Below are 13,062 nucleotides of genomic sequence, written 5' to 3'. Positions count from 1 at the left end.
GATACGATGAAACGAGCGCCTGCAACGGAGAGTGCGGGTGCGCGAAAACGCCAGTCTAACTGCCGCCGCACGCGCGTGCGCGGTTGATTACAGGAGGACCACACGCCATGGCCCAAGCAATAGTTGTCGAAGCGCCCGGAGGACCCGAGGATATGCAGCTGCAGGAAGTCCGGATCCCCACCCCGGGCCCGGGCCAGCTGCTGGTCAAGGTTGCGGCCGCGGGCGTGAACTTCATCGACACCTATCAGCGCAGCGGCGTGTACAAGGTCCGGTTCCCCTTCACCCCGGGCAGCGAGATCGCCGGCACCGTCGAAGCCTGCGGGGAGGGCGTCACGGGTTTTGCCGCCGGCGACCGGGTGGCCACCTCCGAGGCGCGCGCCGGCTACGCGCAGTATGCGCTCGTCGACGAGGAGGGCGCCCTGCCTGTCCCGGACGGGGTCAGCGACGAGACGGCCGCGGCCATTCCGCTCCAGGGCATGACGGCGCACTATCTGATCAATTCGAGCTTCAAGGTCCAGTCCGGCCAGACCGTACTGACGCACGCTGGAGCCGGCGGCGTAGGCCTGGTCCTGACCCAGCTGCTCAAGGCCAAGGGTGCCCGGGTCATCACCACGGTCTCCAGCGATGAAAAGGAAAAGCTGGCACGGGAAGCAGGAGCGGACGAAGTGCTGCGCTACGACGGCTTCGCGGATCAGGTGCGCGAGCTGACCGGCGGCACCGGTGTGGACGTGGTGTACGACGGCGTGGGCAAGGATACGTTTGAAGGCTCGCTCGCCAGCCTGCGGACCCGCGGCACGTTGGTGCTCTTCGGGGGCGCTTCCGGCCAGGTTCCGCCGTTCGACCTGCAGCGGCTGAACGCGGCCGGCTCGCTGTTCGTGACGCGGCCCAAGCTGGCCGACCACCTGCTCACCGCGGAAGAACGCCGCTGGCGCTCGGAGGAGCTTTTCGCCGCCGTCCTGGACGGTTCGCTCAAGATCCGGGTGGGCGCGAGCTACCCGCTGGCCGAGGCGGGACAGGCGCACTCCGACCTGGAGTCGCGCCGCACCACTGGCAAGCTCCTGCTGATTCCGTAAGCTTCGCCACTTTCGGTCCGGTACCGGCCGGTAGGCCACCTCTTGTTCACCTTGATTGGCGATGGTGTTCAAGTGATTGTGCATGATCCCCAGCTGCCCGGTGCCGGCAGCACTCCCCCGCCCCGCACCCTGATGGACATCCTGACGGCGAGCGCGGAGGCCTACCCGGACGCTTCGGCGCTGGACGATGGGCAGCAGCCCCTGAGCTACGCCGAACTGCTGGAGGCCGTCCGGCGGCAGGCGAAGCTGCTGCATGAGGCCGGGCTCGGGGCGGGCGACAAGGTGGGCATCCGGATTCCTTCCGGCACGCGCGAACTGTATGTCAGCATTCTCGCGACCCTGTACATCGGCGCGGCCTACGTCCCGGTCGACGCGGATGACCCAGATGAACGCGCACGGCTGGTTTTCAGCGAGGCCAAAGTGGCCGGCATTCTGAAGGCCGACGGCGAAATCGTCACCTCGCCGGAGCGGCCAGCGCCGTTCCCGGACCCCCGGCCGGCCGAGCTGACGGACGACGCCTGGGTGATCTTCACCTCGGGCTCCACGGGCACACCGAAGGGCGTTGCCGTCACCCATCGGTCGGCCGCCGCCTTCGTGGACGCCGAGGCCCGGATCTTCCTGCCGGCTGAGCCGTTGGGTCCGCAGGACCGGGTACTGGCCGGGCTCTCGGTGGCCTTCGACGCCTCCTGTGAGGAAATGTGGCTCGCCTGGCGGCACGGCTCCTGCCTGGTGCCTGCGCCGCGCTCCCTGGTCCGCAGCGGCATGGACCTGGGCCCTTGGCTGATGAGCCGCGGGATTACGGCCGTTTCCACGGTGCCGACCCTGGCCGCGCTGTGGCCGGCCGAGGCCCTCGAGAATGTCCGCCTGCTCATCTTCGGCGGCGAAGCCTGCCCGCCGGAGCTGGCCCGCCGGCTGGCAGTGGAGGACCGCGAAGTCTGGAACACCTACGGCCCCACGGAAGCAACCGTGGTAGCCTGCGCCGCGCCGCTGGGCGGGGACGGTCCGGTGCGGATCGGCCTGCCGCTGGACGGCTGGGATCTGGCCGTGGTGGATGCCGACGGCGTTCCGGTCGCCGAGGGCGGCACGGGCGAGCTGATCATCGGCGGCGTGGGCCTGGCCCGCTACCTCGATCCGGCCAAGGACGCGGAGAAGTACGCGCCGATGCCGTCCCTCGGCTGGGAACGCGCCTACCGCAGCGGCGACCTGGTCACCTATGATCCGGCCGGTCTGCTCTTTGTCGGCCGGGCGGATGAGCAGGTCAAGCTCGGCGGCCGGAGGATTGAACTCGGCGAAGTGGACAGCGCCCTGCAGGCCCTGCCCGGCGTATCCGGCGCGGCCGCCGCAGTGAAGACCACCGCCGCGGGCAACCAGATCCTGGTCGGCTATCTGGCCGCGCCCGTTGATTACGACGTCGACAGCGCCCGCGGGCTGTTGGCCGGCCGGTTGCCGGCTCCGTTGATCCCGCTGCTGGCCGTCGTCGACACCCTGCCCACCAAGACCAGCGGCAAGGTGGACCGCAACGCGCTGCCCTGGCCGCTGCCGGGCTCCGAGCCGGCCCACGGCGAAGGCGAGCTGCAGCTGGAGGCGGACGCCGGCTGGATTGCGGAACAGTGGAGCTCGGTGCTTGGCCTGCCCGTCGCCTCGCTGGATGCGGACTTCTTCGCCAGCGGCGGGGGCTCGCTGGCTGCAGCCCAGCTCGTGTCGGCCCTGCGGGTCCGGTACCCCACCATTGCCGTGTCCGAGATCTACGCCCACCCGCGCATCGGCGCCCTCATCGAGGCCGCGCGCCAGTCCGTTCCGGACGGCGTGCAGGCCGAGCCGAAGGAACGCCAGGTCCGGCGCACCCAGCGCAAGAGCCAGATCTTTCAGACATTGATGGGCATCCCGCTGATTGTCCTGGTCGGCATGCGCTGGCTGACGTACCTGATGATCCTCAACAACTCGCTGTCCCTCCTGGGCGTGCTGACGGCGGCGCCGACCTTGTCCTGGTGGTGGGTCCTTGCCAGCTGGGCCGTCTTTGTCAGCCCGCCGGGGCGGATGGCCATTTCCGTGCTCTCCGCCCGGCTGCTGCTGCACCGGATCCGGCCCGGCACCTACCCGCGCTCGGGCCGGGTACATCTGCGCTTGTGGCTGGCCGAACAGATCGCGGACATGGCATCGGCCGTCTCCCTCGCCAGTGCCCCCTTCGTCCCGTACTACGCGCGGGCTCTCGGGGCCGACATCGGCCGGGACGTGGATCTGCACTCGGTACCGCCGGTGACCGGCCTGCTCACGCTCGGCCGCGGAGCGTCCGTTGAACCCGAGGTAGATCTCTCCGGCTGGTGGCTCGACGGCGACAAGGTCCATATCGGCGCCATCAGCGTGGGGGCCGGGGCCACCATCGGCGCGCGCAGTACGCTCATGCCCGGCACGAGCATCGGCGCCGGCGCCACCGTGGAGCCCGGCTCCGCGGTCACCGGCAAGGTCAAGGCCGGCCTGAATTTCTCCGGCTCGCCTGCCGAACGCACCGGCAAGTCCAAGCACGCGTGGCCGGAACCGCCGGCAAAATCGAGCCCGTGGTGGAGCATCTTCTACCCCCTGGCCTCCTCGGCCCTGGCTCTTATCCCGTTCGCCGCCGCGGCGGCCGCGGTCGCCGTCGTTATTTTCCTGGTGCCCGGCAACACCAGTTTGTGGGCCGCGTTGGTGCCGTTGCTTGCCGCCGTGCCGGCGGCGGCGTTGGTCTGGTTCCTGGCCAACCTGGTACTCGTCCTCGTTACGGTCCGCCTGCTGGGGCTCGGTGTTAAGGAGGGCTACCACCGGGTACGCAGCCGGGTGGGCTGGCAGGTCTGGGCCACCGAACGTGTGCTGGACATGGCGCGCGACATCCTCTTTCCCATCTACGCGAGCCTGTTTACCCCCGTCTGGCTGCGCCTGCTGGGCGCAAAGGTCGGGCGCAACGTAGAGGCCTCCACCGTGCTGCTGGTGCCCAAAATGACCACCATCGGCGAGGGCGCTTTTCTGGCGGACGACACGATGGTGGCCTCGTATGAACTTGGTGGCGGGTGGATGAAGATCGCCCCGGCCAAGATCGGCAAGCGTTCCTTCCTGGGCAATTCGGGCATGACCGCGGCCGGACGGCGCGTGCCGAAGAACTCGCTGGTTGCCGTCCTGTCCGCCACGCCGTCGAAAGCCAAGGCCGGTTCGTCCTGGCTGGGCAGCCCGCCGGTACGCCTGCGCCGGACCTCCATCGAAGCGGATTCCAGCCGTACCTTCGCCCCTCCGGCGAGGCTGAAGCTGGCGCGCACACTCTGGGAACTGTGCCGTTTTGTTCCGGTGGCCGTCACCGTGGCGCTGGCCCTGGTGGTGCTCGCGGTCTTCGACTGGCTGGCCGGAACCTACGGCTACCTCGTGGCCGCCCTCGCCGGCGGCCTGGTCCTCATGCTGGCCGGTGCCGCCGCGGCCGGCAGCTCGGTACTGGCCAAGTGGCTGCTGGTGGGGCGGATCAAGTCCGGCGAGCATCCGCTGTGGAGCTCGTTCATCTGGCGGAACGAAGTGGTGGATACCTTCGTGGAACTGGTCAGCGCGCCCTGGTTCGGCCGCGCCGCTGCCGGCACCCCGGCGTTGGTCTGGTGGCTGCGGGCGCTGGGCGCGAAGATCGGCCATGGCGTCTGGTGCGAGAGCTACTGGCTGCCCGAGGCGGATCTGGTCAGCCTCGGGGACGGCTCCACGGTCAACCGCGGCTGCGTGGTCCAGACGCACTTGTTCCACGACCGGATCATGAGCATTGATACGGTGGAACTCGCAGCCGGCGCCACCATGGGTCCGCACGGAGTCATCCTGCCGGCCGCTTCCCTTGCCGACGGCGCCACCGTTGGCCCGGCTTCCCTGGTGATGCGGGGCGAGACCGTGCCCGCGGCGAGCTACTGGATGGGCAATCCCGTACGACCTTGGACGTTTACCGCCTCATGACTTGCCTATCATCAACCCCCGCCGATGCCACAACCGATGGTCCGGCCGCTGTATTGCCTGCAGCAGTGTCTGCGCCGCTGCCGGATCGCTATCTCCCCGGCCGCGGTACCGGCGACCTGCTCATCACGCACTATGACCTGGACCTGGAGTGCAAGCTGGCGTCCAACCGGCTGGCCGGCCGCGCCGTGCTCACCGGCCGGACGCTCAAGGACACCAGCCGGCTGGAATTCGACCTGACCGGGCTGCAGGCCGGCCGTGTCCAGGTCAACGGGCAGCGCCCCCGGAAAACGTCGCAGCGCAACGGCAAACTGGTGCTTTCGCTGAAGGAACCGCTGCCGGCAGAGACCGGACTGGTGCTGGATATCCGCTACGAAGGCACTCCCGCGCCGATAAACGGCGACTGGGGCGAAGTGGGGTGGGAGGAACTGACCGACGGCGTGTTGGTCGCCGGGCAGCCCGATGGCGCCTCCTCGTGGTTCCCCTGCAACGACCACCCCAGCCAGAAAGCTACCTTCCGCATCAGCACAACCACGGACGCCGGTTACCGCGCCGTGGCCAATGGCGAACTGGTAAGCCACCGTAAAAAGGCCTCCCGGGAAACCTGGGTCTATGAAATGAACGAGCCAATGGCAACCTACCTGGCCACGCTCCAGATAGGCCGGTACGTCCTTCGGGATCTTGTGCCTGCCGGGCCGGCCGGCGCGGGGGGCGATGCCGCCGTGGTCCAGCAGGTCGCAGCGCCTGCGCCGCTGCTGACGGACGCCGTCGTAGCCTTGTCGCGGCAGGAAGACATGATGGCGGTTTTCGTCCGGTCTTTCGGCCCGTACCCCTTTGCGCGGTACACCGTGGTGGTGGCCGAGGACGAACTGGAAATCCCGTTGGAGGCCCAGTCGCTGTCCATCATCGGCCGCAACCATCTGGACAGCGGATGGGAGGCACAGCGCCTGATCGCGCATGAGCTCTCGCACCAGTGGTTCGGCAATTCGCTGACTGCGGCGAGCTGGCAAGACATCTGGCTGCATGAAGGCTTCGCCTGCTATTCCGAGTGGATCTGGTCCGAGGCCTCCGGCTCCCTGCCTGCCGCCGGACGGGCCAAAGCCGCCTGGCAAATGCTCGCCGCCCTGGAACAGGACATCACCGTGGGCGATCCGGGTCCGGAGCTGATGTTCGATGACCGGGTCTACAAGCGCGGCGCCCTGGCCCTGCACGCCCTGCGAACCGAACTCGGCGACGAGCGGTTCTTCCGCCTGCTGCGCCGCTGGTGCGCGGACTACCGGCACGGCTCCGTCTCAACAAGCCAATTCATCGGGCTCGCTGACACGGAAGCGGGCCGGCCGGGCTTTTCCGCCGCCACGCTCCTGGAGCCGTGGCTGTTCAGCGCGGCACTGCCAGAGTTTCCCGGAAAATAACACCCGGATCGGCTGAACCGCCGATGGCCAGCGCCGCGGTCAGCGTTGGCGGCACGGCTGTCCCGTCGGCCATGGCCGGCGTGAGCTGAAGGTCCACGAGCTGCACGCCCGGCCGTTCCCCGGCAGAACCGGGCCAGATGGTCAGCAGTGCGCTGCCTTCCGCATCCGCCACCCCTACCTCATCGGGGGCAAGGCGCAGGCCGTGGCCGGTGGATTTCAGCACGGCTTCTTTCCGCGTCCAGAGCTGTGCGCGGAGCCGCCGGCGGTCAACGACGCGGGCGAGCAGAGCGCGTTCGTCGCGGGTAAGCATCACGGCGTCGATGTTGTCGGCCTCGCCGAAGGCCGCCGATCCGGTATCCTCCAGGTCGACGCCCAGGAGCACCGGCCGGAAGGACAGCGCGGCCAGCAGCCAGTCCCCGCTGCGGCTGTAGCTGACCCGGACGGGCGCAGGATTACCGTCCAGCAGCAGGTACGGCTGGCCATGGCTTCCATCGTTGCCGCGCAGGCAGTCGCGGCAGTCGAACGCCAACTGCACACGTTCGGTCCCGACGTCGAGCTCGTCCGCCGCCAGCCGCCGCACCGCGTCACGCGACAGGTGGCGGATGGCGCCCCGCCGGAAGCCGCGGCTGGACATGCCGGAACCGGAATCGGCCAGGCGGACCAGCCGCAGGATGACCTCACCCCTCATACACTTACCTCCAAGACCGCCAACGACGGCGGGGCCTGCCAAGGCGCGCCCCGCCGTCGTTGTTCAGTTCGCTTGTTGCTTAACGCTGGACGGCGCCGAACCGTTCGGCGGCCAGAGCCACCGCGGCGGCCCGGGCCTCCGAGGCCTCATCGGCCGTCAGCGTGCGGTCATCGGCGCGGAAGCGCAGCCCGAAGGCCAGGGACTTCTTGCCGTCTTCAATGCCTGTGCCGGCGTACACATCGAAGAGCGCGATGTCCTCCAGCAGTTCGCCGGCGCCCTCGCGCAGGGTCTCCCGCACCGCCTCGGCGGCCGTGTCCGCATCCACCACCAACGCCACGTCCTGCGTGGCCACAGGGTAGGTGGAAAGGTGCTTGGCGACGATGACGTCCGGGGCGGCCTCGAAGAGCACGTCCGCGTTCAGCTCCAGCGCCACCGTGCGTTCCGGCAGGTCCTGCGCGGCGAGCAGCTTGGGGTGCAGTTCGCCCGCGTAGCCCACGCTCTGGCCGTTGCGCAGCGAAATCCTCGCCGTACGGCCCGGGTGGAAGGCCTGGTGCGAACCCTGCTCCACCACCAGCTCGACGCCGAGCACGTCGCCGACCAGACGCGCAGCGTCCAGCGCATCCGCCCAGTCCCAGGGGCGCGGGGTGTGGTTGGCGCCGGCGGGCGAATCGTGGCCCATGAAGACGGCCGCCAGGTGCAGCGGCTGCTCGGGAATGCCCGCATACAGCCCGTCCAGCACTTCTTCCGCCGGCCGGACGCCCAGCGGCGGGATCTCCGCCGAGCCGAGGCGGCCGTTGGGCAGGAAGACCAGCCCGGCCTCGTACAGGGCCAGGTCGCGGAAGCCGCGGGAGTGGTTCCGGCGCGCCGTTTCCAGCAGCCCCGGCAGCACGGAGGTGCGCAGGTAGCCGTGTTCATCGCTGAGCGGATTGGCCAGCTTGAGCGCGCTGCGTTCCTCGCCGTCCGCCGCTGCACCGAAGGTGTCATTGGCCGCCTTAGTGACAAACGGGTACGAAAGCACCTCGGTCAGGCCCGCGTCCGCGAGCGCCTGCATGACGCGCCGGCGCTGCTGCTGCACGCGGGTCAGGCCGCGCCCGGGAGGCGCCACCGGCAGGGTCGCCGGGATGTTGTCGTAGCCGACCAGCCGGGCGATCTCCTCGGCCAGGTCTTCCTTGATCTCCAGATCCTGGCGCCAGCTCGGCGCCGTAACCTTGTACCCGCCGTCGTACTTTTCAACGTCAGCGCCCAGGTCCGTGAGCGCCACGGTGATCTGTTCCTCGGTGAAGTCGATGCCGATCCGTTCGGCGGCAAAGCCCGCCGGCAGATCGATAACGACGGCGGCCGGTTCCTGCCCGGCATCGGTCACCGTGGTGTCCGCGGTACCGCCGGCCAGCTCGGTCAGCAGGTCCACGGCGCGCTGCGCGGCCTCGTCGGCCACCTGCCAGTCCACGCCCCGCTCGAAGCGTTTGGACGCCTCGGAGGGGAGCTTGTGGCGGCGGCGCGAACGGGAAATGCTGACCTCTTCGAAATGGGCCGCCTCGATGAGCACGTTGACCGTGCTGTCCGATACTTCGGTGGCCGCTCCGCCCATCACGCCGGCGATGCCGATGGCGCCGGACGCGTCGGTGATCAGCAGGTCCTCGGGGTCCAGCTTGCGCACCTTGTCGTCCAGCGTCCGCAGCGTCTCCCCCGCGTTGGCGCGGCGCACCACAATATCGCCCTGGAGCCGGTCCAGATCGTAGAAGTGCAGCGGCTGGCCCAGCTCGAGCATGACGTAGTTGGAAATGTCCACCACGAGCGAGATGGACCGGATGCCGGCCAGGCGCAGGCGCGAAGCCATCCAGGTCGGCGTCGGCCGGGTGGGGTCCACGCTGCGCACCGTGCGGGCGACAAACCTGTCGCAGCCGGGCTTGCCGTAAATGGGCGCCTGGTCTTCCAGCCGGACCGGGTAGCCGGGGCCGGTGGAAGGATCGACGACGACGGCGGCCGCCGGGTCCTTGAACCCGGTACCCGTGGCATGGGCGAATTCGCGGGCCACGCCTCGGATGGAGAAGCAGTAGCTGCGGTCCGGGGTCACGTTGATCTCGGCGGCCTCGTCGTAGAGGCTCAGCACCTCGAGGGCGTCCGCACCGATTTCGGGATCCAGGCCCAGGGTGCCGAGCACCAGGATGCCGTCATGGTCATCGCCGATGCCGAGCTCGCGCACGGATGCGATCATGCCGGCGGAGACGTGGCCGTAGGTCTTGCGCGGGGTGATCCTGAAGTCACCGGGCAGCACGGCGCCGGGCAGGGTGACGACAACCTTGTCCCCCGGCTCGAAGTTGTGCGCGCCGCAGACAATGCCCTGCACGCCGGAGGGGTCGATGCCGTCTCCGGTCAGGGTCTGCTCCTGGCCCTCCGGCACCACGCGGACCTGGCACCAGTTGATGGTCTTGCCGTTGGCCTGCGGTTCCTTTTCGGCCGAGAGCACCTGCCCGACGACTACCGGGCCCTTCAACTCGTCGAGCGGACGGTGGACGTCCTCCTCTTCGAGGCCAACCTTGACCAGCTCGGCCATGACGTCTTCAGCGGTTGCTTCCGCCGGTACCTGGGCATACTCGCGCAACCAGGAAAGTGGGATACGCATTACTTAGATCTCCATCCCGAAGTGTTCGCTGAACCGTACATCGCCTTCAATCATGTCGTGCATGTCGCCGACCTCGTTGCGGAACATCAGCGTGCGCTCGATGCCCATGCCGAAGGCGAAGCCCGAATAGACCTCCGGATCGATTCCGGCCGCACGCAGCACGTTGGGGTGCACCATGCCGCAGCCGCCCCACTCGATCCACTGCGGGCCGCCCTTGGCACCCGGATGCCAGATGTCCAGCTCCGCGGAAGGCTCGGTGAAGGGGAAGAAGTTCGGGCGCAGCCGGATGCTGGCGTCGGCGCCGAACATCTGCCGGGCGAAGTGCTCCAGCGTCCCGCGCAGGTCAGCCATGCTCAGACCCTTGTCGATAGCCAGGCCTTCGAACTGGTGGAACACGGGTGTATGGGTGGCGTCCAGTTCGTCGGTGCGGAACACCTTGCCCGGGCACAGCACGTAAATCGGCACCTCCCGCTCCAGCATCGACCGCACCTGGACCGGCGAGGTGTGCGTACGCATCAGCAGGTGGGCTTCCGGCGGCTCCACGAAGAAGGTGTCCTGCATCTCCCGAGCGGGGTGGTCCGGCTTGAAGTTCAGCGCGTCGAAGTTGAACCACTCGGACTCTACCTCGGGACCTTCGGCGATTTCCCAGCCCATCCCGACGAAGATGTCGCTCACGCGTTCCTGCAGAATGGACAGCGGGTGCCTGGCACCAGCACGACGACGGCGCGGGGCGGCCGTAACGTCCACGGCCTCATCCACGAGGATCTGTGCATCCCGCTCCGCTTCGAGCTCCTCGGTGCGGGTGGCCAGCGCCTTGTTCAGGCGTCCTCGCGCCGGGCCCACAAGCTTGCCGGCTGCAGCCTTCTCTTCCTTGGCGAGTTTGCCGATCTCGCGGTTGGCCAGGCTCAGCGGCGATTTCTCGCCGGTGTGGGCAATGCGGGCGGCCTTCAGCTCTTCAAGGTTGGCGGCAGCGGCAATCGCGGCCAGCGCCTGCTCGACGGCGGCGCCAATGGCCGCCTCGTCCAGCGGATGCGGCACAGCGGCGGCCTGCGGGGTCTCAGTCCCCAATGTGGTTTCAGACATGTATGTTCTTACCTATTGATTCTGTATGCAGGTGTGTCTTCGGCTCATGAACAGGTGCCTCGAAGACGCTATTGCAGCGCTTCAGGTGCCCGGCACTTCGGTCATGTCTCAGCACAAACAGTCTAGTGGACAGCGCCCACACCTCCGACATCGAGGCAGCCGACACGGACTGCCACGCTCGACCAAACGCACCTTCGGGAGGCGCTGCAGCTGCGGAACCTATGATGTTGGCATGACCGCCGGTGAGCGCCTGCGCAGCTACCTGAACCTGATCAACCTCTCCACCCTGATGGGGATCGCCGTCGCCAAGGCCGCGGACTGTTCCCTTCAGCGCGGTCCCCGAGGCCTGCTTGTTGCGCAGGGTTACACCTGGCCGGCGCCGAAAGCAGCGGGCTTCACGCTGGGAAACGTGGTGCTGCTTCGCCCGGCGGCCGCACATCTGGCGGCCAATCCGATTCTGATGGGCCACGAGGCACGCCACAGCACCCAGTACGCGTGCTGCCTGGGACTGCCCTTCCTGCCGCTGTACGGCGCGGCCGCGCTCTGGTCACTGCTGCGGACCGGCGATCCGGCTTCGCGCAATATCTTCGAACGATGGGCAGGCCTGCGTGAAGGCGGTTACTCCGAGCGGCCACTGCGGCGCCGTCGCACGAGGTAGTAGGCCGGATCCGGGCAGCTCTTGCCGAGAACCTCGAACGTGTGTTCGAATTGGTTCATGCGTTGGGACGGGCAAGCTTTGGACTCTGTGGATGATCTGGCATTGCCGGGCCTTGCGAAAATGGCCGGACTGGTGCGGTCTACACAAACCCCCGAGTTCAGCGGGGTCACCTTCCACGAGATCGTCTGCAAGTCTGCTCTCAGCAAAGTTCCCGTGCAGTCTGCCATGCCGTTCGAATGGACCATCAATCCCACCCGCGGCTGCCTGCACCAGTGCACCTACTGCTTTGCCCGCAAGACCCATGAGTATCTGGACCTGGATTCCGGGCGGGACTTTGACACCCAGATCATTGTCAAGACAAACATCGTCGAGGTGCTTCGCCGCGAGCTGGCCCGGCCATCGTGGAAACGGCAGCCAGTTGCGCTGGGAACAAACTCGGATCCCTACATGCGTGCCGAGGGCCGCTACAAACTCATGCCCGGCATTATAGAAGCCCTTGCCGACTCCGGAACGCCGTTCTCCATCCTCACGAAGGGGCCCTTGCTGAAGCGGGACCTGCCGCTCCTGGCCAAGGCGGCCGAAAGCGTGGACATCGGAATCGGCGTGTCTCTTGCTTTTGCGGATACGCGGCTTCAGCAGCAGGTCGAGCCAGGGACACCTACGCCCAAGGCCCGACTGGACCTGATCAAGGCGGTTGCGGACGCAGGCTTCAACTGCAACGTCATGGCCATGCCGATCCTGCCGTGGCTTACGGACGGGGACGAACATCTGGACCGCTTGTTCTCCCAGCTCGCCGCCGCCGGAGCCTCCGGCGTCACAGTTGGAGCCCTGCACCTGCGCCCAGGTGCCCGGGAATGGTACCTGCAGTGGCTGGGCCGGGAATACCCGCAACTCGTGGGCAAATACCGCGGACTTTACAACGGCGGTACCTACGCTTCCAAGGACTACCGCCAATGGCTGGCAGGACGGGTAGCTAAGCTAAAAACCCGCTACGCTTTATCCGGCAACGCCGCCCATCTGCGCGTCCGCACGGCCGCCCCGGCTGCCGAGAGGCCCGCCCCGGCCGCTGGACCGACAACGCCGGAGACCTTGCCCGCTCTGCAGCCCACGCTTTTCTGACCGTCGCGCACCTGCAGCAAGCCGTCGAGGGAAAGTCCGTGGTGGCTCAGTCAGCGGCCGTCTCTATCCTCTAGCGGCCGAAATCCTGCCATCCAGTGGTTGTCCGGCATACCGGTGTGTATGCAAGCTTCACCTTCGGCCCGCTTCTGCTCTCTCAACCATGCCGGCAACATGGCGGCAGGCAGCCAGAACCATGCTGTGATCCCGACCACCAGCACGGCGGCGAGCAGCAGTCCGTAAACGACCGTCAGCACCGCGCTGTCGATCTCCAGTACGGACCGGTGGGCCGTCAGGAGCATGAGGAAGATTACGGCGAAGAAGCCCGCGAACGGCGGATAGCCGGTTGTCATGTGGATCCGCGTCCACCAATTGCGCCAGATTCCGGCATACGCCAGCAGCCCGAGGACAACAACCAGCAGCCCGAACAGGAAAACGCCTACCCAGACACCGGATCCCATGTT

General features: G+C 67.8%; 9 protein-coding genes. 5 read left to right on the top strand and 4 right to left on the bottom strand.

From position 1 onward, the window contains the following. Positions 1-107: 107 nt before the first annotated feature. The 3 genes from AC20117_RS16880 to AC20117_RS16870 all read left to right on the top strand — a co-directional run bounded on the left by AC20117_RS16880 (position 108) and on the right by AC20117_RS16870 (position 6,430). The gene (locus AC20117_RS16880) at positions 108-1,073 is read left to right on the top strand and encodes a quinone oxidoreductase family protein (RefSeq protein WP_074702665.1); all 966 of its coding nucleotides are present in this window, start codon (positions 108-110) and stop codon (positions 1,071-1,073) included. A 132-nt stretch (positions 1,074-1,205) separates the two neighbouring features. Beyond that, a complete protein-coding gene (locus AC20117_RS16875; RefSeq protein WP_170837999.1) occupies positions 1,206-5,021 on the top strand; it encodes a Pls/PosA family non-ribosomal peptide synthetase in 3,816 nt (1,271 codons plus the stop codon). Further along, positions 5,018-6,430, top strand: coding sequence for a M1 family metallopeptidase (locus AC20117_RS16870; protein ID WP_074702666.1), 1,413 nt, complete (start codon positions 5,018-5,020; stop codon positions 6,428-6,430). The genes AC20117_RS16875 and AC20117_RS16870 overlap by 4 nt, the downstream gene beginning before the upstream one ends. Here the strand turns inward: AC20117_RS16870 and AC20117_RS16865 are convergent. The 3 genes from AC20117_RS16865 to pheS all read right to left on the bottom strand — a co-directional run bounded on the left by AC20117_RS16865 (position 6,396) and on the right by pheS (position 10,824). Continuing rightward, complete coding sequence (locus AC20117_RS16865; RefSeq protein WP_074702667.1) at positions 6,396-7,118, bottom strand: 4'-phosphopantetheinyl transferase family protein; 723 nt, start codon at positions 7,116-7,118, stop codon at positions 6,396-6,398. The two genes, AC20117_RS16870 and AC20117_RS16865, sit on opposite strands and share 35 nt — an antisense overlap. Before the next feature lie 79 nt (positions 7,119-7,197). Next, positions 7,198-9,741 carry a phenylalanine--tRNA ligase subunit beta gene (gene pheT / locus AC20117_RS16860; RefSeq protein ID WP_074702668.1) on the bottom strand — a complete coding sequence of 848 codons (2,544 nt, stop codon included), beginning with the start codon at positions 9,739-9,741 and terminating at the stop codon, positions 7,198-7,200. 3 nt (positions 9,742-9,744) lie between these two features. Continuing rightward, a complete protein-coding gene (pheS, locus tag AC20117_RS16855; RefSeq protein ID WP_074702669.1) occupies positions 9,745-10,824 on the bottom strand; it encodes a phenylalanine--tRNA ligase subunit alpha in 1,080 nt (359 codons plus the stop codon). Positions 10,825-11,056: 232 nt separating this feature from the next. Here pheS and AC20117_RS16850 point away from each other — a divergent pair, with 232 nt between their 5' ends. Together AC20117_RS16850 and AC20117_RS16845 are read left to right on the top strand one after the other, a co-directional pair. Next, on the top strand, positions 11,057-11,482 hold the full coding sequence (locus tag AC20117_RS16850; protein WP_074702670.1) for a hypothetical protein: 426 nt from the start codon (positions 11,057-11,059) through the stop codon (positions 11,480-11,482). A 57-nt stretch (positions 11,483-11,539) separates the two neighbouring features. After that, on the top strand, positions 11,540-12,601 hold the full coding sequence (locus tag AC20117_RS16845; RefSeq protein WP_074702671.1) for an Rv2578c family radical SAM protein: 1,062 nt from the start codon (positions 11,540-11,542) through the stop codon (positions 12,599-12,601). A 50-nt stretch (positions 12,602-12,651) separates the two neighbouring features. Here AC20117_RS16845 and AC20117_RS16840 read toward each other — a convergent pair whose 3' ends face one another. Continuing rightward, on the bottom strand, positions 12,652-13,059 hold the full coding sequence (locus tag AC20117_RS16840) for a hypothetical protein (protein ID WP_074702672.1): 408 nt from the start codon (positions 13,057-13,059) through the stop codon (positions 12,652-12,654). Positions 13,060-13,062: the final 3 nt, after the last annotated feature.

It is taken from the genome of Arthrobacter crystallopoietes (assembly GCF_002849715.1).
GTDB classification, from domain to species: Bacteria; Actinomycetota; Actinomycetes; order Actinomycetales; family Micrococcaceae; genus Crystallibacter; species Crystallibacter crystallopoietes.
This window is presented reverse-complemented; position numbering and strand designations above follow the sequence as displayed.

Excerpts from the sequence above, each read along its gene's own strand:
- AC20117_RS16880 (WP_074702665.1), top strand. The coding sequence starts at position 108 with ATGGCCCAAGCAATAGTTGTCGAAGCGCCCGGAGGACCCGAGGATATG.
- AC20117_RS16875 (WP_170837999.1), top strand. The coding sequence starts at position 1,206 with ATGGACATCCTGACGGCGAGCGCGGAGGCCTACCCGGACGCTTCGGCG.
- AC20117_RS16870 (WP_074702666.1), top strand. The coding sequence starts at position 5,018 with ATGACTTGCCTATCATCAACCCCCGCCGATGCCACAACCGATGGTCCG.
- AC20117_RS16865 (WP_074702667.1), bottom strand. The coding sequence starts at position 7,118 with ATGAGGGGTGAGGTCATCCTGCGGCTGGTCCGCCTGGCCGATTCCGGT.
- pheT (WP_074702668.1), bottom strand. The coding sequence starts at position 9,741 with ATGCGTATCCCACTTTCCTGGTTGCGCGAGTATGCCCAGGTACCGGCG.
- pheS (WP_074702669.1), bottom strand. The coding sequence starts at position 10,824 with ATGTCTGAAACCACATTGGGGACTGAGACCCCGCAGGCCGCCGCTGTG.
- AC20117_RS16850 (WP_074702670.1), top strand. The coding sequence starts at position 11,057 with ATGACCGCCGGTGAGCGCCTGCGCAGCTACCTGAACCTGATCAACCTC.
- AC20117_RS16845 (WP_074702671.1), top strand. The coding sequence starts at position 11,540 with ATGCGTTGGGACGGGCAAGCTTTGGACTCTGTGGATGATCTGGCATTG.
- AC20117_RS16840 (WP_074702672.1), bottom strand. The coding sequence starts at position 13,059 with ATGGGATCCGGTGTCTGGGTAGGCGTTTTCCTGTTCGGGCTGCTGGTT.